This is a genomic window from Paenibacillus sp. FSL R10-2788, assembly GCF_038003885.1.
GTDB lineage: Bacteria > Bacillota > Bacilli > Paenibacillales > Paenibacillaceae > Paenibacillus_AQ > Paenibacillus_AQ odorifer.
In genome coordinates this window covers 1,619,424-1,644,812 of the sequence record NZ_JBBOQA010000001.1, presented here as the reverse complement: position 1 = coordinate 1,644,812, position 25,389 = coordinate 1,619,424, and the positions used below count along the sequence as shown (strand labels likewise).

Below are 25,389 nucleotides of genomic sequence, written 5' to 3'. Positions count from 1 at the left end.
TCATGAGTAAAAAAGTATTGATTGTTGGTGGAGTTGCAGGAGGCGCATCAGCAGCAGCCCGACTTCGGAGATTAGATGAAGATGCGCATATTGTAATGTTTGAGCGTGATCCGTACATTTCTTTTGCCAATTGCGGACTTCCTTATTATATCGGGGGTTCCATTCAGGACCGCTCCAAGCTGCTAGTGCAGACACCGGAGGCGATGCATAAACGTTTTAACATCGATGTTCGGATTCAAAGTGAAGTAGTGTCTATCGACCCCGTGAACAAAAAAGTGCGAGTAGAAAGTATAGAAAAAGGCTCCTATGAAGAGAGTTATGATGCGCTTATTTTATCGCCAGGTGCTAAACCGATTCGTCCGAATCTGCCCGGTATCGAGAGTTCCAAAATACACATGTTGCGTAACATTCCCGACACTGACAAAGTCAAAGCTAAAGTCGCTGCAGAAGGCACACGTTCGGCCGTGGTGATCGGTGGTGGATTTATCGGTGTGGAAATGGCTGAGAATCTTAGAGAAGCTGGTCTGGAAGTTTCCTTAATTGAAGCAGGACCACAAATATTAGCTCCGTTCGATACTGAAATGTCTTCTATTTTGGCAAAAGAACTTGACGAGCATGGCGTTAATCTTATTTTTTCCGATATGGTCCAAGGGTTTGCTGAGGTGGGAGAACAAATACAGGTGCAATTAGCAAGTGGCACTGTACTGCAAAGTGATATGGTTCTGCTGGCTATCGGCGTTTCTCCGGATACCTCTTTCCTGAAGGACAGTGGCTTAGAATTCGGTCCCCGTGGCCATATTGTAGTCAATGAGCGGATGGAGACAAATCTGGATCAAGTGTACGCTGTAGGTGACGCGGTTGAGGTGGTTGATTTCGTAAACGGAACAAAAACTGCCATTCCACTAGCTGGTCCTGCCAATAAGCAAGGGCGTATTGCTGCGGACAACGTCAGTGGTCTCGGCACAACTTACAAAGGATCACAAGGGACTTCTATTATTAAGGTTTTTGGAGTCACAGGTGCTTCTACCGGAAATAACGAAAAAACACTACAACGTTTGGGTCTGCCGTATCACGTGATTTATATACATCCAAGCTCACACGCAACCTATTATCCGGGGGCAACTCCGATATCTATGAAGCTGATTTTTGATCCAAAAGGTACGGTGCTAGGAGCACAAGCTGTGGGTTACAGCGGTGTAGATAAACGTATCGACGATATCGCTACAGTTATTCGTTTTAGAGGTACGGTCACTGATTTGACGGAGTTGGAGCTATCTTATGCCCCTCCTTATTCTTCCGCAAAAGATCCGGTGAACATGGCCGGCTTTGCCGCTGAAAATATTTTGCAAGGTTTGACTACGGTATTCGTCCCTAAGGATTTAGAGGGTCGTGACAAAAACAACACCATTTTAGTTGACGTACGTTCGGAAATCGAACATGCCAACGGTCATATTGAAGGGTCCATTAATATCCCTGTGGATGATCTGCGTGGTCGGCTAAACGAGCTTGACCCTAGTAAAGAAATTTGGGTGTATTGCCAAGTTGGACTCAGAGGCTACACCGCTTCCCGGATTTTGCAGCAAAAAGGTTACCGTGTGAAAAATCTGACTGGGGGGTATAAAACCTATCAGATGAGCCAATTTACGCCTAAAAAAAAAGATAACTTGACGCCAAACGTTGATACAGCCGTAGCCAGTAAAGAAATCGCAGCAACGGGAGCAATGACGGAGCCTGGGACTGGGACTGGGACAGAGACTGGGACAGAGACTGGGACTGGCACAGTTACACCAACCGTCAATGCTACAGCTTTCACTGCTAACTCCAGCACAATAGGTGCCCCTTCATCCAAAATAGAAACGGAACTAGCACCTGATTCCGTGCTTGATGCCTGCGGACTGTGCTGCCCAGGGCCGCTGATCCAAGTTAAAATGAGCATGGACCCGCTCTTGGACGGCCAAGTCCTGAAGGTAACTGCTTCCGATCCCGGATTTTATGAGGATATCAAGGCTTGGACTCGTATGTCCAACCATACGCTTTTGCAGCTAACAAAGCTGCCTACTGGTATGATCGAAGCTTATCTGCGCAAAGGAGTTATCGAGGCTTCAGCATCAGCACCAACCGGAGCAGGCGAACAAGTAATTCAAACTAGCAACGCAAGCACAATGGTTGTTTTTAGCGGGGATTTGGATAAAGCGATCGCTTCCTTCATCATTGCCAACGGAGCAGCATCCAGCGGCAAAAAAGTCACGATGTTCTTTACCTTCTGGGGCCTCAATATTATCCGCAAGGATGAGAAGGTGCATGTGAACAAGAACTTCATCGGTAAAATGTTCGGTGCCATGATGCCACGCGGCAGCCGGAAGCTGACGCTTTCAAATATGAACATGATGGGCATGGGCTCGAAGATGATCCGCTCTCTAATGAAGAGCAAAAATATCTCTTCCTTGGAAGAATTGATTCAGATGGCTATCGACCAAGGTGTGGAAATCGTCGCCTGCCAAATGTCCATGGATCTTATGGGCATCACTCGTGAAGAACTGATTGACGGTGTCGGAATCGGCGGCGTTGGTTATTACCTCGGCCAAGCCGATCAGTCGGGTCATAATCTATTTATCTAAATACCTTAACATAGCAAAGAGACTCCTCTATTTAAATAGAAGAGTCTCTTTTTTATATAAAAATGAACTCACGAGAATCGGTGATATAGATTTGAATAACCAAAATGCAGAAATTGGCTGGATATGGATACAGAATCTAAAACCTGCTATCCTATTTAATAGGCATTCATCCGAATAACGACCTATTTTAGGTGGAAAAAGGAGATTAAATGAATAACCCGATACATATTCTTGTTGCTGAGGACGACAGCGACATCAACCGATTGCTGTGCAGCATTATTAAGAAAAGCGGCTACATTCCCCAACCCGCTTACTCGGGAACGGAGGCACTTCTCTATCTGGAGCAACGTCAATGGAGCATGCTGCTACTGGATCTGATGCTGCCTGGCATGTCGGGAGAGGAACTACTTGAGAGGATTGCCGGGCGGGACGATATGTCGGTAATTATCATTTCCGCCAAGGGTGAGCCCCAGACCAAGGTGTCTGCCCTACGGGCGGGGGCGGATGATTTCATTACAAAACCCTTCGATGTTGAAGAAGTCTCTGCACGGATCGATTCTCATCTACGTTTGTATTCGCGGATTGCGCAATCGGCTTTGCCTAACGTGCTCCAGCATCAGGGCCTTGTACTTCATCGAGATGCGATGTCGGTTACGGCAAATGGTGCGGAACTGACGCTCACAGCTCTAGAGTTTGAGATTCTCTCGTTACTTTTGTCGGCCCCAAAAAAGGTGTTTACGAAAGCGAATTTGTATGAAAGAGTCTGGCACGAGCCATATTTCGGGGACGACAATACGGTCAATGTCCACATGAGCAATTTGCGCAGCAAGCTAACCAAGGCCGCACCAGGAAGCGAATTTATCGAGACGGTATGGGGCATAGGTTATCGGCTCAAGCCTTAAGACATTCTTAAGATTTGGCTTTAGCTCTTCTTATGTTTTCAATTCTATACTTGGTCTATCACGAAAAGGAGGCCAAGACGAGATGTACGAGTATGTATTAAAAACAAATCAACTATCCAAAAAGTTCAAGGGCCATACGGCGCTGGACAAAGTCAATTTGTCAATCCGTAAAGGCTCTATTTATGGTTTTATTGGGCAAAACGGAGCTGGAAAATCAACATTAATCAGGATTGTGACCGGACTTGCTTTTCCGACTCAGGGGACGATCGAGCTGTTCGGAGCCAGTGAAGAGCAGGCCTTGATCCAGGCTCGTAAGCGAATCGGCTCGATTATCGAGAGCCCCGCTTTGTTCCCCCATATGACTGCAAGCGAAAATTTAGAAGCAAACCGGATTCTACGCGGTATTCCCGGCAAAGATTGCGTTCCTAGAATGCTAGAACAAGTTGGACTGCAGGGCGCCGGCAAGAAGAAAGCCAAAAATTTCTCACTTGGAATGAAGCAGCGGTTAGGTCTTGCCATCGCCTTGCTGGGAGATCCAGAATTTCTGATTCTGGACGAGCCGACCAATGGGTTGGATCCGATGGGTGTCGTCGAAATGCGCGAACTGCTCAAGCGACTAAACCGTGAGCTTGGCATTACGATAATGATCTCAAGTCATATTCTAAGTGAGCTGCATTTAATGGCAAGTCATTATGGCATTATTCATCGCGGTCAGTTGCTTGAACAACTCACTGCGGAGGAATTAAACGAGAAATGTCAGCAGTATTTGTTTATCAAAGTGGATGATCCGGGCAAGGCAACAGCCGTCATTCAGAACGAGCTGGGTACGGCCGATTTCGAAGTGATGCAGGATGGAACCATCAAGTTGTATAGCCGCATTGAGCAGCCAGGCAAAGTATCAACAGCGTTATTCTCTGCCGGCCTCGAGATCGAGAAGTTTATGCCTATGGGTGAAGACTTGGAAAGTTATTTTACGAAGCGAATTGGGGGGAATCCAAATGTATAATCTGATCAGAGTTGAGTTTTTCAAGCTCCGTAAGAATAGATCATTTTGGACTTTTCTATTGGCACTTTCCGTCCTCTCACTTGCTTACCCATTGCTATATTATTTTGATCATCGGTCCAATGGGGAACCTCAGATCACCGGTGCTGAATTTCTGACTACCTTTATTTCAAGCAATGCCTACATTATTAAATTCGGCGTAGCCATTCTGGCTGGATTCTTTATCTCTAACGAATATTCCACAGGGGTCATGAAGACGATCGCATCTTCGGGCAACACCAGAGGCCGGCTGTTCGCGGCAAAACTAATCGTATTCGCAGTTGGGGCCATGGCGATTTCGCTCGTCTTTCCTATTGTCAGCACAGTCGAAGTCACGCTGCTTTCGGGCTTCGGTCATCTGCCGGAAGGAAGCACTACACTTTTTATACCGCGAGCCCTCGGGCTAACCCTGTTGTACACAGCTGGTTACGCAGCCATCGGGGCGCTGTTCACCGTAATCCTAACCGACAGCGGCAAAACTATCGGCTTCTCAATGATTTTCTTCCTTATGATTGATACGGTTTTGGCTAGTATAGGTTCAAAGATCTCTTTCTTTAGTAATTTGTATGATTATTCCATCTTCAAACTGGTGAGCGATATCGGTAAGCCCAGTATCGACAGTGGAGATTGGCCAGCGCTTTTACTTGTACCGTTGTTGACAATAGCCGTTTCCGGGGTACTCGGTATTCTCGTATTCCACCGAAAAGAAATCAAATAACAAATAGGAGGTGCAGGAGAGTGTTGCTTATTCTGACAATCATATTGTTTGCGGCAGGAGCTCTCCTGCTTTTCCGTTTGTTGATGCTAAGGCGAGAGCTAGGGCGGATAACAGGGCAATTGCATACCTACAATGAGCGAGCAACCGGTAAAAAAATTGATGTGGCTCTATTCGACCAGAAGCTTGAGGCGCTTGCGGGACAAATCAATCGTCAATCTGATTTAATCGTCGAAGCGGATGCCCAGCGAAAACGTGTCGAACAAGAATTCCGTCAGGCTGTTGCGAATATTTCACATGATATCCGTACACCCCTCACCTCCATCTTCGGTTATATTCAACTGTTGGAGGATGAGTCTATTACCCCTGATGAAAAGCTTGAATATGTTGCCATCGTTAAAAATCGGACGAAACGGCTGCAGGCGCTGCTGAATGATTTTTTTGAGCTTTCCTTGATCGAATCGCTAGATTATCCTCTACATACCGAAAAGCTTGGGATGACGGCCCTGCTCTCGGAAATTCTGGTCGGATTTTACGATTCCTTCAACGAACGCAATATTACACCGGATATACGGCTACCTGAGGAAAATGTACCCGTATACGCCGATGAATCCGCTGTGCGGAGAGTTGTCGAGAATTTACTTGTCAATACGGTCAAACACGCGACCGGGTATGTGGAAATCCGTTTCGAACGACGGCAGGAAACAGCTGATTTAACGATAGTAAACGATGCGAAGGAACTAGCCGGAAGCGACGTTAACCTCTTATTTGACCGATTCTATACCGCAGACCGTACCCGATCTTCTCAAGCCTCCGGGCTGGGTCTCTCCATCGCCAAAAGTCTGATGAATAAAATGGGTGGCACGCTGACAGCCGAACTGGAGGATGATCAGCTGATAATGACCTGCCGTTGGAAACTAGGTGATGCCGGCATTAGCTTGGCTACTTAATTCATTTTATATTTGGTCTAGACTAACCATTGTTCTAACCCGTTTATGGAATGTAGCCCATTCCCGATAGCCAATGGCCTGCAGGTTTTTCCGGACTTCTTCGAACTGATCTCCCACCCGTTCGGGTTCATGTGCATCTGATCCAATCGTGACCTTCACACCATGAAACAGAGCTCTTTCTAGAAAAGCCGTATCTGGGACACAGTTATCGTCAGAAGTATTAATTTCGAGAACTACGTCACTTGCTGCAACGGTTTGCAGGGTGAAATCCAGCGCTTCTGTCCACAAGCCGGAATAACCGGGAAAATACCGCTTTAAAGCATCCACATGGCCTAGTATGTCGTATAAGCCACTTTTAGCCGATTGAGAGACATAATCATAATACAGATTTTTGGTCGCAAGTTTCCCCGCCTGATCCAATCCGTCCCAGTATTCTCCATCGTAAATGCTGATTCCGCCGAAATTATGAATCGAACCAATCACATAATCAAAGGGATAACTGGCGATGACACTACGATATATATCCAGGGAATCAGGCAAAAAGTCCGCTTCAATCCCCAGCATTACATCAATCTGTCCCGCAAATTCTTTTTTTAAAGCTAGAACCTCATCCACGTATGTAGGAAATTCACTCTTCGCCATAGCTCCTCCGGGCCAGGGCAGGTCTTCCTCCAGCGCAAATGCAGGAGTATGATCTGAGATTCCAATAACCTGTAATCCCTTTTCAATGGCTGCAATTACATAATCTCTTACTGTTCCTGTTGCGTGCCCGCAACGATTATGATGTGTATGATAATCAAACTTCATAAGTTCCCTCCAGGTAATAAACTTTTTTATGATTCGCGTTAACCTTTCGATCCAGAAATAACAATTCCTTGAATAAATACTTTTTGAGCAAAAAAGAACAATAACAGCAACGGAAAGACGGTTACCACAGATGCTGCCATCAACAGATTCCATGGTGTTTGTCCATATGCGGCTGTGAAATTTGCTAATCCTAGTGAAAGAGGATATTGACTGCTTTCACTTAAATAAATAAGTGGACCAAATAAATCATTCCAACGGGACATGATTTCTAGAACAGCCGATGTAGCGAGCGCCGGTGCCGACAAGGGCAGGAGAATTCTCCAATACATGACCAGATGTCCTCCACCATCTATCTTAACTGCCTCATCCATTTCCCTAGAGATCCCAAGATAGAATTGGCGTAGCAAAAAGATAACAAATGCACTGCCTGTAAATGCCGGAACGATAAGCGGCAAATAAGAATTTGTCCAATGAATTTGATTAAATAACAAATATTGAGGAATCAAAGTCACTTGTGACGGGATCATCATTGTGCTGAGTACAAGCACAAACAGAAGCATATTTCCACGGGCACGAAGACGAGCGAACGCAAACGCAGCCATAGAGGAGGCAAGCACAGTCCCAAATACTGAGATACATGTGTAGCCTACCGAATTCAATAAATATCGCCCCATTGGAGCATCTATGAAAATTTGCTTATAATTACTCCATTGAATAGAGGATGGCAGCCATATCATCGGGACTTTATGAATGTCGCCCATGGTTTTTAGCGAGGTGACCAACATCCAGAATAACGGGAATGCGAAAAGAATAACGCCGCCATAAAGGATTAGATATAACAGTATCTTCTGAATGGGCTTCAGCTTGCCGTGTAAAAAACTTCGCTGTCTCATGATGTGAATCCCTCCTATCTTTTAGAGTCATATTCATAGTGGACAAACCGCTTCGAACTCCACATGAATACAAGAGTCAGTGTAAAAAGGATGATAAATAGAATCCAGGCCTGAGCAGAGGCATAACCCATCCGAAATTGTTTAAAGGCTGTATCAAACAAGTAGTATACATAGAAATATGAACTCCAGTCCGGTCCGCCTTTCGTAATGACGTAGGATTCAGTAAATACTTGCAGGGAAGCGATCATTGCAATAATCGTATTGAACAAAACCACCGGCGAAATGAGCGGAAGTGTAATTTTGTAGAACTTTTTCCACACACCTGCTCCTTCGATTGACGCCGCTTCATATAGATCACTCGGAAGAGATTGCAAGGAAGCTAGGAATATCACCATGGTTGAACCTGACGCCGTTAATTGCATCAGAACCATAGATGGGACGACCGTCCCCGGGCTCGTGAACCAGCCTGGACCTTCCACACCAAACCAGTCATAGAGTAAGGAATTGACTACCCCGAAGGTCGGGTTAAGCAGCCAAGACCACAGGAAAGACACAGCCACCCCGGAAATAACACTTGGCGCATAATACAGCGTACGAAGTAATGACTGTCCTCGAACCTTCTGATTCAGCAGCAGGGCAATCACCAACGAAGATACAATGGTAAAGGGTACGGACAATAAGGAATAATAGATGGTGACAGATAACGATTTGTAGAACAGCCTATCCTGAAATAACAGCCTGAAATTATCAAACCCTATAAATTCAGGAGACGAAATTACATTGTATTCGGAGAAACTTAACATTAGCGACACGATGATCGGTCCGCCAGTAAACAATATGAAACCGATAAACCACGGCATAATAAACATCCAGAAGGCGCGTTCCTCCCGCTTACTCTCAGTTGCCATTCGCTTCATGAATCATCCTCCTTACGCGGCCGGCTAGTCTGCGATTAGCGGCCGCTTATCCTTCCAGTTCTAGTTAATCCAGTTTGAGTGAACGGAGGTTCTGATCCACTTCCTTCAGTCCATCTTTCAAATCTTTACTTCCATTCCATACAGAAGACATGGTCTGGTTCATGGTTTCTAGAATCGTATTGAACTTTACGATCAGATGATTTTCAGCTTCACGTCCATACTTAATAGCACCCTCATGGACTTGTTTGAATTCCGCTTTATCCATCCCAATCTGCGAGGATATTTTTTCGTACCACAGTTCAAACAAGCTGCTGTCCGCTGGCGTTCTACCGACATCATTCATATAGCGATAGGCGCCTCCATCGGTTTTGGGATCGGCCAGATATCTGACAAATTCCCAGGCTTCATCCGGATGTTTACTTGAGTTTGAGATGCTCCATGGGTCCACAAAAAGTGTCACTTTGCGGCCATCATGGTAGGGAACAGCTGCGACACCCCAGCGAAAGTCCGCTTTTTCATAAGAACCCAATCCCCAACCTCCATTAATGTACATGGCAACTTTCCCCGTCATGAACACATCTCCAAGCTGAGCCGCGGCAGACACAGTCTGTTGGTCCGGTGCAACCTTATACTTGTTAATTAAATCGAGGTTAAATTGTAACGCTTCAATATTTTTGTCATTAAGTAGATCCGGCTCCCCCATAACCCCTGAGGTATACGCTTCTGGCTTAAAAAAATCACCGCCAAATGACCAAGCCATAGCATTCGGACTAAGGCCGCTTGCAAATCCGAATACCTGCTTGCGCACATTACCTACATCATGAGAAAGCTTTTGAGCAATTTCTAACATTTTATCGTAGTTCCATGAAGTGTCATCCCAGTCCGTTGTTGGATAAGGAATACCCTGCTGATCGAATAAATCCTTATTGTAAAACAGATACGTCGCATTGCTGACAAGCGGAATTCCGAAAAATTTATCATCAATTTTATATACATCCAGCAAATCCTTATCCATCGTATCCAGCTCTGGAGCCCCTTTTTCAATGTAAGGCGTTAAGTCCTTCAGGGCACCCATCTTCATATAAGTAGCAAAGCCGCTGTCCGCCTGGTTCGGATTCCACACATCAGGAGCGTTGCCGCTTGAGATCATAGTGGTCAATTTCTGATCGAACTGATCATACGGAATATTCTCAAGATGAACTTTAATATTAGGATGAGTGGCTTCGAACGAAGCAATCGTCTCGTCTTGCCAAGCTTTTTTATCCGGATCTGCAGCCATCACCCAATTAATCTCTACTGTCTCTCCCTTATTACTCTGCACACCTGAAGGGTCGATAGTAGATTCCTTATCACCAGATCCGGCACATGCCGACAATGACATTCCGAGAACTGCAACGGGTAGAAATGTAGAAAGAAGGTTCTTTTTTAAGAATTGAGATTTCATTTTTATGTCCCACCTTTTTTCATTTTTCGTTTAAAATCGTTCAAAGTATCTCTAATTTCAGCATAAGTTTACATATAGATTACACAATTCGATAATTTAGATAACATTCTAATTTTCTCTTCACCCCCCTCTTTGCTAAACCATTTGGAACAACTTCATCATAGCGTCTAAAAATATGATTTTCAGCACATATATTCACTAAATATATTGTTTTTCTGCATATATTCTTGTTAATATAGTTGACATACAACTAAATTGGGAGGGATAGCAAATGGAAACCAATTTTTATGAAGTACAAAAATTCGACATCAGTCGAGAGAAAAAAAGTCAATCCAGCATGCCTACACGACATTACCATAACGGTTATGAGGTTTTTTACATGGTTTCGGGGGATATTTGCTATTTCATAGAGGATAAGGCTTATCAGGTTGTCGGGGGTTCTCTATTGCTGATTGACATCAATAAAATTCATAAGCTTGTCAATTCGAGTGGGGAGACCTTTGAACGAATAACACTTGTATTTAAACGCGAGTTCCTCGAAGATCTGTTTCCGAACAATAAGACGCTTGATTTGCTGTCCACTTTTACACGAGATTGTCATCTGCTTCGATTTAATGGTTCTGAACAAAACTTTATCGAGAAATTATTCAATAAAATGGTCTCTGAATTTACGAAGCAACCTCCCGGCTATGAATTCTATCTAAAAACACTTATGTTTGAGCTGCTTATTTATATTTATCGCCACCAGGAAGCGATGCCTCCTGCAATCACTGAAGAAATCAGTGTAGTGAACAAAAAAATATTTGAAATTGTTGACTATCTCAACCGTTATTACGACCAACGTCATTCCATACGCGATATTGCCAACAGATTCTATATCAGTCCTTCCTACTTCTGCAAAACTTTTCGTGATAGTACAGGCTTCACCTTTACAGAATATTTGAATAATGTGCGGATAAAGGAAGCTCGTGCCTTGTTAATTAATACTGCCTTTAAAGTAGCCAAGATAGCTGAAAATGTTGGATTTGATAATATGACTCACTTTGGTCGGGTATTTAAGGAAATCACCGGGCTTTCTCCATTAAAATACCGCCAGACTTATAAAATAGAGAGTCCATGATGTATCTACGAAAAAGGAGCAGCTGCAATCATTTTTATTACAATATCCACACCAAAAAGACTCCTCTATTTATATAGAAGAGTCTTTTTTTGTTGCGACAGGCTAACGGATTATGTTTAAAATCTAACTCAGTAAGTTTAGGCTTGCTTCTTCAAGCGATGGTATAAGAAATTTATGATCGATTGGCGATGACATCACGATTAGAATCGTGTAGGTACCGTATTTATCACATTGATTTCCGAACTCCTCGAGGGCTCGTGTAGAGTCGGTTACTACTTTCAATAAGTAGTTGTGTTCCCCACTTATACGGTAACATTCGACGACATCAGGACTTGAGCGGCAGAAATCAAGGAATGCATTACAATCCCTAGAATGAAATAACATGTAGGCAGCAGCATGTTTCCCAATCTTTTCAGGAGAAATTATGGTGCGATATTCGCTGATGATGCCTTTTTCCTCCATACGCCTAACTCTCTCCGTAACCGCAGGTTGCGATAAACCGACACATTTCCCCAGCTCTGTCATAGAAATTCTTGCTTGATTTTGAAGATGGAAAAGAATTTGCTTATCAACATGGTCCATCAAAATCGCCTCCTTTAAATTTAAGGTGTTCTATATTAACTAGCCTGTAATTAACCGTTATAAGGCTAATTTAACTTAGTTGCCTTATGTAATCAAGATAACTCGTTATATATAATAACCCTACATAGTAAAGTGTTCCTGGCTTTAACTATTCCGAAGGGATGAAGACAGATGAGTATATTGGATTCAAACAAAATAAATACAGAATGTTTATCAGGTCGCATCGATAGAGTAATCGATCGAACCCTCGCTGACAAGCGTTTGGTCGGTGCTGTCATTAAAGTAATGATAGATGGGGAACTGGTTTATAGCCGTGCTGCCGGTTTTGCCGACCGCGAGATAGGCCGACTTATGCGAGAAGATGCCTTATTCCGGCTAGCTTCAGTTACTAAACCTATCGTTTCAACGGCAGCCCTAGTATTAGTTGCGCAAGGTCGTCTACAGCTGGACGACCGCGTTGATCGTTGGCTTCCAGAGTTTCAGCCGCGTTTGCAGAATGGCGAGTTCGCGACCTTGACGATTCGTCATTTGATGACGCACACCGCAGGCCTGTCTTACCGATTTTTTCAAGAAGAGAAGGGTTCCTATCAGTCAGCAGGGGTATCAGATGGTATGGATCAGCCCGGCATCACGTTGGAAGAGAACCTGCGTCGTCTTGCCTCTGTCCCCCTCCTTTATACGCCAGGTACCGAGTGGAAATATTCCATCGCGACAGATGTACTGGGAGCAGTAATTGCAAAGGTCACAGAAACACCGCTTAGTGAAGCTGTACATTCACTCGTGACAAAGCCGCTTGGCATGAGCGACACGGGTTTTATTGCAGTTGACCGAGAACGGCTGGCCACTTCCTATGCCAATGATACTCCAGAGCCACGGCCCTTACTTGAGCCCGACAGTATTGCCTTTGTGGAGGGAACGGCTGGGTTCCTGCTTGCCCCTAGCCGAGCATTTGACACTACTGCCTATCCTTCTGGAGGATCTGGCATGGTCGGCAGCGCCGGAGACTTTTTGCAACTGCTGGAAACATTACGTAAGGGCGGAGCGCCGCTGCTACCAGAGTCACTGGTTCACGATATGACGACCAACCAGATCGGTGATCTGCCAATGGCCTTCTGGCCAGGACGAGGCTTTGGCCTAGGCATTACGGTACTAAAGGATCCTGTCGCCGCAGACACTCCGGAATCCCCGGGTACTTGGCGCATGGGTGGCACTTATGGTCATTCGTGGTTCGTCGATCCCAAGCAACGCCTCAGTGTCGTGGCTTTCACTAATACTGCACTGGAAGGCATGTCGGGTCAGTTTACTGTTGACCTTTGTGATGCCATTTATGACAGACGTAATAAATAGAGCAAGAACACAAGGTGCCTGGGTCCGGAATAAACGGGCCTAGGCGCTCTGTCTAGTAGACCTATTCGTCGTGTGTATCATTGAGTTTGCTAAAATTATATAAGAGAGGGGCTTCTCTATGAGCCAAAACACATCTTCTGCCACACAAAGTGCCTCCAGCACTCCCTCTTCTGAACGTCTGCCATGGGCTGGATTACTCGCCCTAGCTATGACGGGGTTTATCTGTATTCTTACCGAAACGATTCCGGCCGGCTTGTTGCTCCAAATAGGTGACGGGCTTGGAGTCTCCGAGGCCCTTGCAGGTCAACTTGTCACTTTGTACGCCCTGGGTTCACTGTTGGCGGCGATCCCCTTAACTACCGTGACGCGTGGATGGCGGCGGCGACCACTGCTACTAATGTGCATCCTTGGTTTTCTCATATTCAACACCGTCACCACTTTTTCTTCCAATTATATACTTACGCTGACAGCTCGGTTCTTCGCAGGCGTATCCGCTGGAGTCTTATGGGGGATGATAGCAGGTTACGCCCGGCGCATGGTGCCGGAGTCACTCAAGGGACGAGCAATGGCGGTAGCCATGGTTGGCACGCCTCTCGCTCTGGCACTCGGTGTCCCTGCGGGAACACTTCTTGGCACCCTTGTAGGCTGGCGCTCTATCTTCGGGATCATGTCGCTATTGGCTCTGATGCTAATCGCTTGGGTGTTTTGGAAGCTACCGGACTATCCAGGAGAGGCCCCTGATAAGCGACTCCCTCTCTACAAGGTTTTTGTTATTCCGGGGGTACGGCCGGTACTGTTTGTTGTTCTGGCATGGGTACTGGCACACAACATCTTGTATACCTACATTGCCCCTTATCTTACTCAGGCCGGGCTAACCCAGCGCGTTGACTTGGTACTGCTTATTTTCGGCATTACAGCGCTTGTTGGCATCTGGGTCATCGGTATTTTGATCGACCGCAAGCTGCGTCCATTGGTTCTGATCAGCCTCGCTGCTTTCGCCTTGTCATCCATTGTACTAAGCATTAGTAGCAGCCAGCCCGTAGTGATCTATTTAGTGGTTGGTGTATGGGGGTTGACGTTTGGAGGAGCGGCTACTTTGCTACAGACAGCCGTTGCCGAAACCGCTGGCGAAAGTGCAGATGTGGCCCAATCGATGTTGGTGACGGCATGGAACCTAGCTATTGGCGGTGGCGGCGTGATGGGAGGGATTCTTATTGAAACACTTGGTGTCCGCTCCTTCCCGTGGGTAATGTTTATACTATTGATTCTTGCGCTGCTAGTAGCGTGGCGTGCTAAAGATTACGGATTTCCTTCAAGGAAGCGTTAAGCACACACATAAGAAATCCTGCCACAATCATCGAGTTTACAGATAACAGTAGCTGAACAAGAGATTTTTAAAAAAATAAGCCAGTGGTGCATATTAGATAGGACTAATATATGCCACTGGCTTTCTTATATTAGATTTTATAAAATCAACCCTTGATAAATTCAACCCTTGATAAATTCTTGCAGATCCTTGGGCGAATTACAGATCTGTGATCGCTGCCAGAACGGTATTATTGAAATAATCAACATACATATTTTTAAATGGCTTCTGGTGATCCAGCTCAACGGATAAATGAACCGTCACCGTCTGATAAATCGGATCCACACAGAGGAATGGACCTGCCGCCCCCCAGTGTGAATAGGCATCAGGAGAGAGCAGATCTCCGCCGTCACGCTTCGTGCCATTAATCGCCCATCCGTATCCCCAGTACGCTTCAGGAAAAACTTCATCTCTATATTGTGAGGATACGCCCGGAATTTGATTGCGGGTCATTTCTTTTACTGTTACCGGACTAAGGAATCGTACTCCGTTATAAATTCCACCGTTAAGGAACATCTGGCCAAAAACAGCCAAATCCATAGCCGTTGAGTAAGCGCCGCCCCCCGCAGATACAGAATTCAAATTGTATTCGCTGTCTACCCATTCCGCGCATGCTGCCTCAGGAGCACGTCTAACTACTCTGTTCCGCACTTCCATTGGCACATGATAATATGTATTTTTCATTCCCAGCGGTTTAAAAATGGTTTCCTTTACGAATACATCATAAGCTTGTCCACTAACACGCCGTATGATTTCACCCAACAGCTCATAACCATATCCACAGTAAGACATCACAGTACCTGGCTCATGGCTAAGTGGTGCATCATAACCGCCATATAAGTAACTATGCAGTTCTGGATCTTGATTAGGTTCGTGTGGAGGATATTCCTCTTGCGCCTGTTTGGCAATTCCATTAGAACGAATCACATCAACCTCAATTCCAGAGGTATGTGTCAACAAATGATGTACGCATACCTTTGTTTTGTTTTCCCCTGTAAATTCGGGGATGTAATCAGAAACCGGCCTATTTAGACCCACTTTCCCTTGTTCCACTAACATCATAATAGCGGTTGCAGTAAATAGTTTTGTTATGGAACAGAGTGGAAATATAGTATCCACGGTTAATTCCGCTGCGTCTGCTTCAGGGCCGGTTTTTCCATTCGCTTGATGGACCAGCAGCGTCCCCTTTCTCGCAGCAACAATAACTTGCGCAGGTGTGATATTGTCTTCAACCATTTGCGCGGCGGCTGTACGAATGCGCTCCACACCAAAAGCCGAGACACCCGCCTGTTCTAAAGAATTAAATACTAACCCTCTCATCGGTAGCCCTCCAATATGATTCATTTAATACATATATAAACTATTATACAAATATATTAAATAATCCTGCTAGCTTACTATTATCCTGTGCCTGAATTGTTGCTAAAGCTGACCCCGGCTTCTCCCGAAAATCAGCTTAGCTTTGTTTTACTAATTGACCGCTACCTTAAAAGCATCCACATTAAATGTTGTCCCGTTGATGGATAATGTGGCATTGTAATAACCCCGATCGCCATTTGTTTTGCATTTATATTCCCCGGAACATCCGCATACAAAAAATTTAGTTTTGTTGTAACCGGGATATATATTACTAAGTTTTTGGTAAAACAGATGTCCATGATGCGTAAAAATAGCTAGCACCTTATCTCTCACTTTTGTAGGAATGGATGAAAAAAACTTATTCGTCTCCGATGCGCTTAATACATGGGTTGGGTCCACCGTAATCCCGCTCACTTTGAGGGGCCAATGAAAATCTATAATATAATAAAAACTATCATCTAAATTTTTCAACAAATTTATACTACCCGGAGTGAACCGTCCAAGCGCACAATTAAGCCATACATACTTGACCTTCCCCTGAGTACCCGGGAAATTCATTTGCCCTTCATCAGCACCTAAATATTGTCTGAATAAGGACTGTGTACTTGCCTCCCAATTTCCTATAGATGCTTTATAAGGAATACTCCCGAGCGTGCTTGTTACCGTATCCTTGAAGTCCTTGTAGTAAGCATTCGCATTATTTCCATGATTAGCTCCCGCTTGCGTATTATCTCCTCCAAAAATAACAAATCTCTTATTCCCGCTATTCACAGCTTTAGGCAAAAGATTCCTAAAAATGCTTGCGCTGTTTCCATACCCCACATGACTATCACCAATAACCGCAAAGTTAATGATTTGTGCTTTTGCCTTAAGAATTAAACTACGTTTAGGCTGCAGTCTGGAGGCAGGTCTTCTTCTCCTACTAGGTTTCACCTGTCTTTTCATCTTAGATTCACCTCTTTTAAAATGGATGAAGGATCATAGTAGTATTTATATTCGCTTTACCTTAGGGACTCTTGGACCAATGGATTCATCTAGGAGATTAGTTCCTCTTATACTTTGTGGTCATTTATGCGGCTTGTCCCAAACGGGAGATTATAATTAGTCCCATAGAAATGAATAATATAATACCATTCATAGACTTATTTATTGATTAAGAAATAAATAAGCATATAGAAAAATCAAAAAGAGGTAACTCAGAAGCCACGAATGGCTATTGAGTTACCTCTTTTAGTTAGAACACTCTTACTTAAATCTTCATGTCCTTACCCGTATAATCTACAAACATGAAATGACCTTCCGGTGTTGTCCGCTTCTCGATCAAGTCCATGATGCCCTCAGCACTTTGGGTCGGATTCGTTGGCGCCTCTGCCCCGCCCATCTCCGTATGCATCCAGCCAGGATGTACGCCGAGTACTTGTACCCCGCGTTCTTTTAAATACACATGCAGCTGCTGTGAGAACATATTAAGTGCCGTTTTGGAGATGGAATATGGATAGTCTCCCGAATAAGCATTAGTAATGCTGCCTGCTTCCGACGATATATTGATAATCGAAAGTTTGGGTTCAGTGAGCAGCGGCAAGAAATGCTTAACCACCCGCATCGGTCCGTAAAGATTAATATCCATCGTGGTAAGCATATCTTGGAAATCCAGCTCTTCAATCTGTGTGTCCCTGGCGGTCAGCACCGCCGCATTATTAATAATGGCACCAAGTGTCCGGCCTTGTCCTTGCAGATTCGCAGCAAGCGCCGCGATTCCTTCTTCATCCGTCACGTCCAGCGCGGCCACAGTCAGCTTCTCGCCATAGGTCGCAGCAAGCTGGGATAGTGCTGTTTGTTCCTGATCAGGACGGCGAACCCCGGCAATGACTCCATGCCCCCGCTTCAATGCCTCAGCCGCCAGCTCATAACCCAATCCACGTCCGGCACCAGTAATTAGTATATTCACTATAAATCCTCTCCTTTATCCTTATCGTTCTCCAGCAGTTCCACAATCATCTTTAACTCCTTGAACGTGTCCAGATAAGCATAACTCCCCCCGGTATACTCACCCTTTTGCTGGAGTGGGAACCCTTTGCCTTCGAGCAGCGTAATCTTCTCCTTCATTCCTTCAACCACAAAAGCAATATGATGAGGTCCCTCACCATGCTCATTCAAATAATCACGCCACGTACTGGGCTGCTGATCTGGCTCAATCAGCTCAAGCTGCAGGGAGCCCATATCAAAAAAAGCCAGCTTAGCCCGCGCCACCGTCGCCTCGCCATTATACCGAGTCTGCGCCTTATCTTCTGTATCTGTAACGATAATTTCCGGCTTCTCCAGTCCAAAAAACTCCGCATAAGCCGTGCTTACCTTTTCAACATCATTCACCAAAATTCCAATCTGCGTAACAAAATGATTCCCAAGCCATCCTGACATGTACTCTACCTCCCATTTGTCTGACAAGTCCACCATACCGATTCTTTGAAAAGGCTGTCAAGCCTGAAAATAAATCGCTCCGGGCCAGTGAAAATTATCCAGAGAAAGTCCAGCCGACTTCGGCGCTATCATAGGCATTTATACCTCTCCAGATGCCGCAACTGGTTAAGAATATTTGGTGCGTGATGTTACTTTTTGTTTCGGTTAATGACCAATTCGGTTATAGAATGAAAAGTTTAAATTAACAAAAGGGGTGAGGAACGATGGACCATAGAAAAAGATCACGCCTGATGCAGCAGTTTATTTTTGTCGGGCCAACTTCCTTGTTTTTCTTTATTATTGTGCTGATTCCTTTCTTTTTGGGACTCTATTATTCATTTACCAGCTGGAACGGAATCTCGCGGCATGTGGAGTGGACCGGGCTGCGGAACTATCTACATATTTTCACCAAGGACCCTTCCTTTCTTAATTCATTCTGGTTCACGGCGAAGTTCACTATCTTCGGTCTAGTGCTGACCAATCTGCTTGGCTTCACACTCGCTTATGTGCTGACGCGTAAACTGTTCACACGCAATGTCCTGAGAACGGTATTTTTTGTACCGCATGTCATTGGCGGACTTTTGCTCGGGTTTATTTGGCAGTTTATTTTTGTCAGAGGATTCTCCTCTATTGGGCAGGCCACCGGCTGGTCCTTCTTTAATCTTCCATGGTTAGGCACCGGAGGAACAGCATTCTGGGCGATTGTTATCGTATTTGTCTGGCAAAATGCGGGATATCTGATGGTGATCTACATCTCTGCTATCAACAATGTTCCCCAAAGCCTAATTGAAGCGTCCAAAGTGGATGGAGCCGGACGTTTTCAGGCCTTGCGCCATGTCACTCTTCCACTGGTCATGCCCGCTGTAACTGTTTGTCTATTTCTATCTATCTCTTGGTCCTTTAAGCTGTTTGACCTCAACCTGTCGCTGACCAAGGGTGGACCCTTTAAAGCTACCGAATCTGTAGCCTTGAATATTTACAATGAAGCCTATACCATCAGTCGGTTCGGAATGGGCTCGGCCAAAGCGATGGTTTTCTTCGTCATCGTGGCTTTGATTTCCCTATTACAGGTTAGAGCAACCAAGAAAAGAGAGGTGGAGCTGTAATGGAGACTACCGCCAAGAAATTTAATGTCCCCCTGCTTCTCATCGAAGTGATTGTAATCCTGCTGGGACTACTATTTTTAGTGCCATTTTACTTTTTGCTGGCTAACTCAGTGAAAAGCTATAGTGAAATACTATCAGACTCTGCTGCGCTGCCTTCAGCACTCCAGTGGAGCAACTACGCGGAAGCTTGGAAAGCTACCAATTTCCCCCGCGCTTTCCTGAACTCTTTTATCATCACGGTGATTAGTAATATTCTGCTAGCATTCCTTTGCTCCATGTGCGCTTACAAAATGGTCCGCAACAACAGCTTGTATAACCGTGTGCTCTATATTGCATTAGTAGCCGCCATGGTTATCCCATTTCAATCTATTATGATCCCGCTGGTGCAGGTCGTCAGCGGCTTGGGCGTCATGGATTCAACCGCCGGTTTGATTTTAGCGTATCTTGGGTTTGGCGCCCCGATGACTGTTTTTCTATTCCACGGCTTCGTCAAATCGGTACCTCTCGATATAGAGGAAGCTTCAAGAGTAGATGGAAGCAGTCCTTATGGTACCTTTTTCCGGATTGTTCTTCCGCTTATGCAACCGATTATCGTCACCGTCATCATACTGAACACCCTGTGGATCTGGAACGATTACTTGATGCCATCGCTTATTCTGCAGGATCCGGTGCTCCGCACCATTCCCATCGCCACTTATAGCTTTTTCGGACAATATACGAAGCAGTGGGATTTGGCGCTTCCAGGACTTGTGCTCGGGATTACGCCGGTGGTCATCTTTTTCCTAGTAATGCAAAAATATATTATTGAAGGCATTGCCCAAGGCTCCGTAAAGGGCTAACGATACATGTTGCTTTCAGCCAGAGAGGATGAATGAATATGAGAACAAAACGTGGAATTCTCCTCGCATGCTCCCTGCTGCTGGCTGCTCTGACAGCCGGTTGCGGACGCAGCAGCGACAATGCAGACGGAGTAAAAACCGTGCATATCTACCAATTCAAGGTTGAAATATCCGAAGCGCTGGCTTCGCTCAAGACCGAATTCGAGAAAGAACATCCCGATATTAAGCTTGAGGTGCAAAGCGTGGGAGGCGGGACCGATTATGGCGCCTCGCTGCGTGCCAAATTCTCTTCCGGAGATGAGCCGGATATCTTCACCATCGGCGGCAACAATGAACGTGATATGTGGCTGGAATATCTGGAGGACCTGAGCGGCGAAGCTTGGGCCAAGGATGTAAAGCCACTCGGAGCAGAACAAATGACCATCGATGGCAAACTCTATGGGATGCCGATGAATCTGGAAGGATACGGCTTCATCTATAATAAGGATCTATTTAAGAAAGCCGGAATCACCGAGAAGCCATTAACGCTAACCGCTCTGCGCGAAGCCTCCGAGAAGTTAAAAGCGGCAGGCATCACACCTTTTGCGAATGGTTACCAAGAATGGTTCGTGCTTGGCAATCATAATGTAAACGTACCTTTCGCCCAGCAGCCTGATCCGGAGGCATTCATCGCCGGACTTACAGACGGTTCCAAAACCTTCGCCGGAGACCCTATTTTCTCCAAGTGGATCGATCTACTTGACCTTACTGTAGAGTACGGCAATAAGAACCCGCTCTCGACCGACTATAATACTCAAGTCACTATGCTAGCGAGCGGTGAAGCTGCGATGATGCAGCAGGGTAACTGGACACAAGGACAGATCGACGGCATCGATCCCAATCTTAATCTGGGCCTCCTGCCCATGCCCATTGACGACACTCCCGAAGACAACGACAAGCTTTATGTAGGCGTACCCAGCAATTGGGTTATCAATAAAAACTCTCCCGTTAAGGAGGAGGCCAAGGTCTTCCTGAATTGGCTCGTCACCTCCGAGACCGGAAAAAAATATATCACCAAGGAATTCCAATTCATCCCTGCGCTCGACAACATTAAGGGAACCGAAGAAGATCTTGGAGCACTAGGTGCTGAGGTGCTGGCCTATACCGATAAAGATCAAGCGCTGACCTGGAACTGGACCCGTCTGCCGAACGGGATGCCACAGGAATTATCCAGCAGCATACAAGGGTATCTCGGCGGCAAGCTGACCAAAGAAGGGATGTTGAAGGAATTCCAAGTCAACTGGGATAATCTCAGTGTGCAGTGATTTACCTGCTCTAAATACGACAAACAGCCGCGCAACGATGCGTGGCTGTTTGTTCGTGTTCATTTAATTCCTCTCCGTTCATTAGTCGGAACCCGTTGCTAGTTCGCACGCAGCATACTAATTTGTCTGGCAAGATACACAGGCGTATAGGGCATGTCATCTCGGAGCCAAGAAATAACCGTGCCGATTAGAGCTGCTGAACCGTACCAAACGGCAATGTCCTTTTGTATCGGCGTCTTTGAATGATCAGCAGTCCCCTCCTTTTTCTCCTGGTGCGCAGAAATGATTTCCGCCATCAAATTAAACAGGCGATCTGTAAAAATCGGGCTTCGTTTGGATGTGAGTATGACCTTGTAGAATTTTGCATTTTCCGCAATATGCTTAAGCAGACTTTCTAATATCCTCAAATTCTCTTCATCAACCGACTGGTGATGGTTGTCATCGTTGTTCACCACTTGTAGAATGTCCTCCACCATCTCATCCGCCATCTTTTCCAGCATATCCGGGAGATCCCGATAGTGCAGATAAAAAGTAACCCGATTGATTTTAGCCCGCTCTGCAATACGATTTACTGATATTTTCTCAATATCCATTTCCTCAAGCAATTCAATCACAGCATCTCTAAGCAATTGACGTGTTCGAAGTACCCGGGGATCTGTACGTTGCGTTGTGTTATTCATCTTGTACTCTCCAATCTTTTACTTTCATATTGTAAGCTACATATTTTAGATAATTGTTGTTTTTTAAAAAGAAAAAACTACATTTTCAGAACGAATGTAAACTACTTTACATTTTTTCGCAAATTGTTGCTTGATTACATGAAAATTTCATTTATAATCTAATTCATGCATTGTAAACTATACAACACACTGTAAATTTAGTCCATGATCGACGAGTTGAAAGGATGGAGTGGAGTGAGTACAAAGACAGAAGTAACAAGCAGTTCCGTGAAAAAGGGCCCCATCTTATTCATTATGATTTTGGGCGCCTTTCTTGCGACACTGAATCAAACGGTAATGAGCGTTGCCGTTCCGGAGTTAATGCATGATTTTAATATCTCGGCGGCTACAGCTCAGTGGCTGACAACGGGATATATGCTGGTTAATGGTGTTCTAATTCCAATTACAGCTTATCTAATGCAACGATTTACGACGCGAGAGCTTTTTCAAGCTTCTATGTTTATATTTTTGGCTGGAACGATCGTATCGGCCCTCGCGACAAACTTCCCTGTTCTGTTGACCGGGCGTATGATTCAGGCAGCTGGTGCCGGGATTATCATGCCACTGCTCACGAATGTCATCTTGACCCTGTTCCCTCCTGAAAAGAGAGGGGCCGCCATGGGGATGGTAGGGCTAGCCATTATTTTCGCACCTGCGATTGGACCTACTCTGGCTGGATATATTTTGGAACATTATTCTTGGGAGACTATGTTTTATGGCATGATTCCTTTGACCGTCATTGTAATCATATGCGGATTTATTTATTTAAAAAATGTATCAGAACGCATCTTTCCCAAGTTGGACATTGTTAGCGTAACTCTTTCTACCATTGGTTTTGGAACCTTGCTGTATGGCTTCAGCCGCGCCGCCAGTGCAGGCTGGTCGAGCGCAGAAGTGTTATTGTCTTTAGCAGCAGGTGTGCTTTCCCTTGGCTTATTTACTTGGAGACAGCTGGCTTCCCAAAATCCACTGCTTGATCTCCGGGCCTTTAAATACAATATGTTCTCCTTAACGACTGTCATCAGTATCGCAGTTACAATCGTGATGTATGCGGATATGATGCTGCTGCCTCTGTACCTGCAGAATGCCCGCGGTTTTACAGCGATGGAGTCCGGTTTGCTGCTGCTTCCCGGTGCACTCGTAATGGGATTGTTGATGCCGGTAACCGGAAAGCTGTTCGACCGGTTCGGAGCGAAATGGCTCGCCATCATCGGATTATTAATTACAATTGCAACGACTCTAAGCTTTGTGAACTTAACCGACTCAACCAGCTACATGTATCTGGTATACATGTCAACAGGCCGCCGGATCGGGATGGCTCTCCTTCTCATGCCTATACAAACCTTGGGTCTAAATCAACTACCCGCCAAGCTTAGTGCGCATGGTACAGCGATTTCAAATACCATTCGACAAGTAGCTGGCGCCGTCGGGACTTCCCTGCTCGTCACCGTAATGACGAGCCGTACTACAACGCATATGAAGGATATGCTGGCCTCTGGCAGCACACAGAACGGAACACAGGAACATATGATTATGGAAGCATCCATTCAAGGGATCAATGATTCCTATCTAGTGATTGTGGGAATTGGCATCCTCGGTCTGCTGCTATCTTTCTTTATTAAACGTGTTGGGCAAGCGCCTGATCCTGAGCAAGAACCCAAAGTGAAGCTAAAAAAAGTCATTGCCAAAGAAGCTTGATATATAGAAGTTATCAGCACTGTTTAAGAATCATAAAAAAGAGATCAACGATGAATGACATCGTTGATCTCTTTTTAGTTTGATCTTTATTACAACAATTAGCGACCAAACCATCTGCTAACTTGCATAACTATTTCAGTTTAAAATAGATGGACCTTTTGTCGGACTCAAGCTTGCTATCGTTTCTATAAAGAACAAGGTTGTTCTCCTTGCCTTTGATTATTGGCAGAATAACTTTACCCGAAGCTTCAAAAGAACCCGGTTTACTTGGGGTGACTTCAGGAAAATCAGCTAACAACTTTTCGATATTTTCTCCGAGAGATCCCTCAAAATAATCACTAGAGCCACCAATATAGTACTGTCCACTGGATGTTTCTACCCCCCAAATGGTAGGTGTAAAACTTGAAAGGAACTTCCGCCCTTGGTCCTGACTACCTTTTACAAGAGTGGCGTTCTTCACCTTAAGCGTTACATCAAGCAGGACATAATCTACAGCTACATCGGGATCAGTGACATGTTCCTCAAACCCAAGAGCATGTAATTGTCCGAGAGTAGTCGACGTAACCTTATTGATAGTGAAAGTATATTGAACAGATGTTGAATCACCTTTAGGGCTATAATTGTTATCAAGGTCCGTATAAGTAAAAGAAGTACCTAACTTCACTGCATCTGCAAACGAAGCGCCGCTGTTACTGGAAGTCGTAGCGGAAGATGAGGCAGCAGGCTTTGGTGTTGCCTGCGGTGTGGACTCGGTTGCAGGCGGAGTAGATACGGTTGCTGGCTTCGCAGTAGCTTGTGCAACGGTATTGTCCTTATCCGGGACAACGGATGTAGATGTTCCGCCGTTCGCCGATGTGATCACAACAGCTTGACGACTGTTATCCCATTTCACGGTTGCCCCCAGTGCTTCAGATACAGCCTTGGCGGATACATAGCTATGTCCCTCATAGATAATTGGGTACATTGTTCCTTCACTACTTGACAGGTTCACTTTCTGATTATCCACTTCAATGCTGATGGCCGCATTCTGATATGCAGAAATCTTCTTCAATGTCGTGTCTGCGTAAGCGACTGCACCCACAGCCAACAGCATTGAGCTAACTGTAATAATTGACATGACTTTTTTACTTGTTACCTTTAGCATCTTACACTCTTCTTTCATGTTTATGTATATGAATCTCGAAAATTATATCACTTTATATCG

General features: G+C 45.1%; 23 protein-coding genes. 12 read left to right on the top strand and 11 right to left on the bottom strand.

The annotated features are described in order from the left end of the window. Positions 1 to 2: 2 nt before the first annotated feature. The 5 genes from NSQ50_RS07195 to NSQ50_RS07175 all read left to right on the top strand — a co-directional run bounded on the left by NSQ50_RS07195 (position 3) and on the right by NSQ50_RS07175 (position 6,227). Positions 3 to 2,618 carry an FAD-dependent oxidoreductase gene (locus NSQ50_RS07195; RefSeq protein WP_076225213.1) on the top strand — a complete coding sequence of 872 codons (2,616 nt, stop codon included), beginning with the start codon at positions 3 to 5 and terminating at the stop codon, positions 2,616 to 2,618. A 209-nt stretch (positions 2,619 to 2,827) separates the two neighbouring features. Next, the gene (locus NSQ50_RS07190; protein WP_076144497.1) at positions 2,828 to 3,520 is read left to right on the top strand and encodes a response regulator transcription factor; all 693 of its coding nucleotides are present in this window, start codon (positions 2,828 to 2,830) and stop codon (positions 3,518 to 3,520) included. 82 nt (positions 3,521 to 3,602) lie between these two features. Then, positions 3,603 to 4,526 (top strand): ABC transporter ATP-binding protein, encoded by a 924-nt coding sequence (locus NSQ50_RS07185; RefSeq protein WP_036675740.1) that lies wholly within the window; start codon positions 3,603 to 3,605, stop codon positions 4,524 to 4,526. Beyond that, positions 4,519 to 5,280 carry an ABC transporter permease gene (locus NSQ50_RS07180; RefSeq protein ID WP_038569425.1) on the top strand — a complete coding sequence of 254 codons (762 nt, stop codon included), beginning with the start codon at positions 4,519 to 4,521 and terminating at the stop codon, positions 5,278 to 5,280. Before NSQ50_RS07185 ends, NSQ50_RS07180 begins: the two co-directional genes overlap by 8 nt. 20 nt (positions 5,281 to 5,300) lie before the next feature. Further along, entirely contained in the window at positions 5,301 to 6,227 is a 927-nt protein-coding gene (locus NSQ50_RS07175; protein WP_256715473.1) for a sensor histidine kinase, read from the top strand. A gap of 6 nt (positions 6,228 to 6,233) precedes the next feature. Here NSQ50_RS07175 and NSQ50_RS07170 read toward each other — a convergent pair whose 3' ends face one another. The 4 genes from NSQ50_RS07170 to NSQ50_RS07155 all read right to left on the bottom strand — a co-directional run bounded on the left by NSQ50_RS07170 (position 6,234) and on the right by NSQ50_RS07155 (position 10,288). Beyond that, positions 6,234 to 7,034: a histidinol-phosphatase HisJ family protein gene (locus NSQ50_RS07170; protein ID WP_076225214.1), complete on the bottom strand. Its 801-nt coding sequence runs from the start codon at positions 7,032 to 7,034 to the stop codon at positions 6,234 to 6,236. 38 nt (positions 7,035 to 7,072) lie between these two features. Further along, entirely contained in the window at positions 7,073 to 7,927 is an 855-nt protein-coding gene (locus NSQ50_RS07165; protein ID WP_036675746.1) for a carbohydrate ABC transporter permease, read from the bottom strand. Between the two features lie 14 nt (positions 7,928 to 7,941). Then, positions 7,942 to 8,844: a carbohydrate ABC transporter permease gene (locus NSQ50_RS07160; RefSeq protein WP_036675748.1), complete on the bottom strand. Its 903-nt coding sequence runs from the start codon at positions 8,842 to 8,844 to the stop codon at positions 7,942 to 7,944. A 64-nt stretch (positions 8,845 to 8,908) separates the two neighbouring features. Further along, positions 8,909 to 10,288: an ABC transporter substrate-binding protein gene (locus NSQ50_RS07155; RefSeq protein WP_036675749.1), complete on the bottom strand. Its 1,380-nt coding sequence runs from the start codon at positions 10,286 to 10,288 to the stop codon at positions 8,909 to 8,911. Between the two features lie 271 nt (positions 10,289 to 10,559). On the opposite strand from NSQ50_RS07155, the gene NSQ50_RS07150 reads away from it, so the two are divergent. After that, positions 10,560 to 11,408: an AraC family transcriptional regulator gene (locus NSQ50_RS07150; protein WP_036675751.1), complete on the top strand. Its 849-nt coding sequence runs from the start codon at positions 10,560 to 10,562 to the stop codon at positions 11,406 to 11,408. 123 nt (positions 11,409 to 11,531) lie between these two features. On the opposite strand, the gene NSQ50_RS07145 is transcribed toward NSQ50_RS07150, so the two are convergent. After that, complete coding sequence (locus NSQ50_RS07145) at positions 11,532 to 11,990, bottom strand: Lrp/AsnC family transcriptional regulator (RefSeq protein ID WP_036675753.1); 459 nt, start codon at positions 11,988 to 11,990, stop codon at positions 11,532 to 11,534. Positions 11,991 to 12,161: 171 nt separating this feature from the next. Between NSQ50_RS07145 and NSQ50_RS07140 the strand changes: the two genes are divergently transcribed. Together NSQ50_RS07140 and NSQ50_RS07135 are read left to right on the top strand one after the other, a co-directional pair. Beyond that, positions 12,162 to 13,337, top strand: coding sequence for a serine hydrolase domain-containing protein (locus NSQ50_RS07140; RefSeq protein WP_051490868.1), 1,176 nt, complete (start codon positions 12,162 to 12,164; stop codon positions 13,335 to 13,337). 118 nt (positions 13,338 to 13,455) lie between these two features. Further along, on the top strand, positions 13,456 to 14,664 hold the full coding sequence (locus tag NSQ50_RS07135; RefSeq protein WP_076225215.1) for an MFS transporter: 1,209 nt from the start codon (positions 13,456 to 13,458) through the stop codon (positions 14,662 to 14,664). A 198-nt stretch (positions 14,665 to 14,862) separates the two neighbouring features. Here the strand turns inward: NSQ50_RS07135 and NSQ50_RS07130 are convergent, their stop codons facing one another. From NSQ50_RS07130 to NSQ50_RS07115, 4 genes are all read right to left on the bottom strand, one after another. Beyond that, positions 14,863 to 16,023 carry a serine hydrolase domain-containing protein gene (locus NSQ50_RS07130; protein WP_076225216.1) on the bottom strand — a complete coding sequence of 387 codons (1,161 nt, stop codon included), beginning with the start codon at positions 16,021 to 16,023 and terminating at the stop codon, positions 14,863 to 14,865. Between the two features lie 150 nt (positions 16,024 to 16,173). Beyond that, positions 16,174 to 17,007 carry a metallophosphoesterase family protein gene (locus NSQ50_RS07125; protein ID WP_076098875.1) on the bottom strand — a complete coding sequence of 278 codons (834 nt, stop codon included), beginning with the start codon at positions 17,005 to 17,007 and terminating at the stop codon, positions 16,174 to 16,176. Positions 17,008 to 17,311: 304 nt separating this feature from the next. Continuing rightward, positions 17,312 to 18,010 carry an SDR family oxidoreductase gene (locus NSQ50_RS07120; protein WP_036675756.1) on the bottom strand — a complete coding sequence of 233 codons (699 nt, stop codon included), beginning with the start codon at positions 18,008 to 18,010 and terminating at the stop codon, positions 17,312 to 17,314. Beyond that, positions 18,010 to 18,480 (bottom strand): VOC family protein, encoded by a 471-nt coding sequence (locus tag NSQ50_RS07115; RefSeq protein ID WP_076225217.1) that lies wholly within the window; start codon positions 18,478 to 18,480, stop codon positions 18,010 to 18,012. Before NSQ50_RS07115 ends, NSQ50_RS07120 begins: the two co-directional genes overlap by 1 nt. A gap of 263 nt (positions 18,481 to 18,743) precedes the next feature. On the opposite strand from NSQ50_RS07115, the gene NSQ50_RS07110 reads away from it, so the two are divergent. Genes NSQ50_RS07110 through NSQ50_RS07100 form a run of 3 tightly spaced genes read left to right on the top strand, consistent with a single transcriptional unit; the run spans position 18,744 to position 21,768 of the window. After that, positions 18,744 to 19,625 carry a carbohydrate ABC transporter permease gene (locus NSQ50_RS07110; protein WP_038569413.1) on the top strand — a complete coding sequence of 294 codons (882 nt, stop codon included), beginning with the start codon at positions 18,744 to 18,746 and terminating at the stop codon, positions 19,623 to 19,625. Next, positions 19,625 to 20,464, top strand: coding sequence for a carbohydrate ABC transporter permease (locus NSQ50_RS07105; RefSeq protein ID WP_036675762.1), 840 nt, complete (start codon positions 19,625 to 19,627; stop codon positions 20,462 to 20,464). Before NSQ50_RS07110 ends, NSQ50_RS07105 begins: the two co-directional genes overlap by 1 nt. 32 nt (positions 20,465 to 20,496) lie before the next feature. Continuing rightward, positions 20,497 to 21,768 (top strand): ABC transporter substrate-binding protein, encoded by a 1,272-nt coding sequence (locus tag NSQ50_RS07100; protein WP_143760582.1) that lies wholly within the window; start codon positions 20,497 to 20,499, stop codon positions 21,766 to 21,768. 98 nt (positions 21,769 to 21,866) lie between these two features. On the opposite strand, the gene NSQ50_RS07095 is transcribed toward NSQ50_RS07100, so the two are convergent. Then, positions 21,867 to 22,448 carry a TetR/AcrR family transcriptional regulator gene (locus NSQ50_RS07095; protein ID WP_036675766.1) on the bottom strand — a complete coding sequence of 194 codons (582 nt, stop codon included), beginning with the start codon at positions 22,446 to 22,448 and terminating at the stop codon, positions 21,867 to 21,869. Between the two features lie 294 nt (positions 22,449 to 22,742). On the opposite strand from NSQ50_RS07095, the gene NSQ50_RS07090 reads away from it, so the two are divergent. Continuing rightward, complete coding sequence (locus NSQ50_RS07090) at positions 22,743 to 24,185, top strand: DHA2 family efflux MFS transporter permease subunit (protein WP_235219372.1); 1,443 nt, start codon at positions 22,743 to 22,745, stop codon at positions 24,183 to 24,185. Positions 24,186 to 24,315: 130 nt separating this feature from the next. Here the strand turns inward: NSQ50_RS07090 and NSQ50_RS07085 are convergent, their stop codons facing one another. Then, positions 24,316 to 25,329, bottom strand: coding sequence for a stalk domain-containing protein (locus NSQ50_RS07085; protein WP_051490872.1), 1,014 nt, complete (start codon positions 25,327 to 25,329; stop codon positions 24,316 to 24,318). Positions 25,330 to 25,389: the final 60 nt, after the last annotated feature.

What these genes read in the sequence shown, in the direction of transcription:
- NSQ50_RS07085 (WP_051490872.1), bottom strand. Translation starts at nt 25,329, where the DNA reads ATGCTAAAGGTAACAAGTAAAAAAGTCATGTCAATTATTACAGTTAGC.
- NSQ50_RS07150 (WP_036675751.1), top strand. Translation starts at nt 10,560, where the DNA reads ATGGAAACCAATTTTTATGAAGTACAAAAATTCGACATCAGTCGAGAG.
- NSQ50_RS07100 (WP_143760582.1), top strand. Translation starts at nt 20,497, where the DNA reads ATGAATATGAGAACAAAACGTGGAATTCTCCTCGCATGCTCCCTGCTG.
- NSQ50_RS07135 (WP_076225215.1), top strand. Translation starts at nt 13,456, where the DNA reads ATGAGCCAAAACACATCTTCTGCCACACAAAGTGCCTCCAGCACTCCC.
- NSQ50_RS07105 (WP_036675762.1), top strand. Translation starts at nt 19,625, where the DNA reads ATGGAGACTACCGCCAAGAAATTTAATGTCCCCCTGCTTCTCATCGAA.
- NSQ50_RS07130 (WP_076225216.1), bottom strand. Translation starts at nt 16,023, where the DNA reads ATGAGAGGGTTAGTATTTAATTCTTTAGAACAGGCGGGTGTCTCGGCT.
- NSQ50_RS07185 (WP_036675740.1), top strand. Translation starts at nt 3,603, where the DNA reads ATGTACGAGTATGTATTAAAAACAAATCAACTATCCAAAAAGTTCAAG.
- NSQ50_RS07140 (WP_051490868.1), top strand. Translation starts at nt 12,162, where the DNA reads ATGAGTATATTGGATTCAAACAAAATAAATACAGAATGTTTATCAGGT.
- NSQ50_RS07110 (WP_038569413.1), top strand. Translation starts at nt 18,744, where the DNA reads ATGGACCATAGAAAAAGATCACGCCTGATGCAGCAGTTTATTTTTGTC.
- NSQ50_RS07165 (WP_036675746.1), bottom strand. Translation starts at nt 7,927, where the DNA reads ATGAGACAGCGAAGTTTTTTACACGGCAAGCTGAAGCCCATTCAGAAG.
- NSQ50_RS07160 (WP_036675748.1), bottom strand. Translation starts at nt 8,844, where the DNA reads ATGAAGCGAATGGCAACTGAGAGTAAGCGGGAGGAACGCGCCTTCTGG.
- NSQ50_RS07090 (WP_235219372.1), top strand. Translation starts at nt 22,743, where the DNA reads ATGATTTTGGGCGCCTTTCTTGCGACACTGAATCAAACGGTAATGAGC.
- NSQ50_RS07155 (WP_036675749.1), bottom strand. Translation starts at nt 10,288, where the DNA reads ATGAAATCTCAATTCTTAAAAAAGAACCTTCTTTCTACATTTCTACCC.
- NSQ50_RS07125 (WP_076098875.1), bottom strand. Translation starts at nt 17,007, where the DNA reads ATGAAAAGACAGGTGAAACCTAGTAGGAGAAGAAGACCTGCCTCCAGA.
- NSQ50_RS07190 (WP_076144497.1), top strand. Translation starts at nt 2,828, where the DNA reads ATGAATAACCCGATACATATTCTTGTTGCTGAGGACGACAGCGACATC.
- NSQ50_RS07095 (WP_036675766.1), bottom strand. Translation starts at nt 22,448, where the DNA reads ATGAATAACACAACGCAACGTACAGATCCCCGGGTACTTCGAACACGT.
- NSQ50_RS07180 (WP_038569425.1), top strand. Translation starts at nt 4,519, where the DNA reads ATGTATAATCTGATCAGAGTTGAGTTTTTCAAGCTCCGTAAGAATAGA.
- NSQ50_RS07145 (WP_036675753.1), bottom strand. Translation starts at nt 11,990, where the DNA reads ATGGACCATGTTGATAAGCAAATTCTTTTCCATCTTCAAAATCAAGCA.
- NSQ50_RS07115 (WP_076225217.1), bottom strand. Translation starts at nt 18,480, where the DNA reads ATGTCAGGATGGCTTGGGAATCATTTTGTTACGCAGATTGGAATTTTG.
- NSQ50_RS07170 (WP_076225214.1), bottom strand. Translation starts at nt 7,034, where the DNA reads ATGAAGTTTGATTATCATACACATCATAATCGTTGCGGGCACGCAACA.
- NSQ50_RS07195 (WP_076225213.1), top strand. Translation starts at nt 3, where the DNA reads ATGAGTAAAAAAGTATTGATTGTTGGTGGAGTTGCAGGAGGCGCATCA.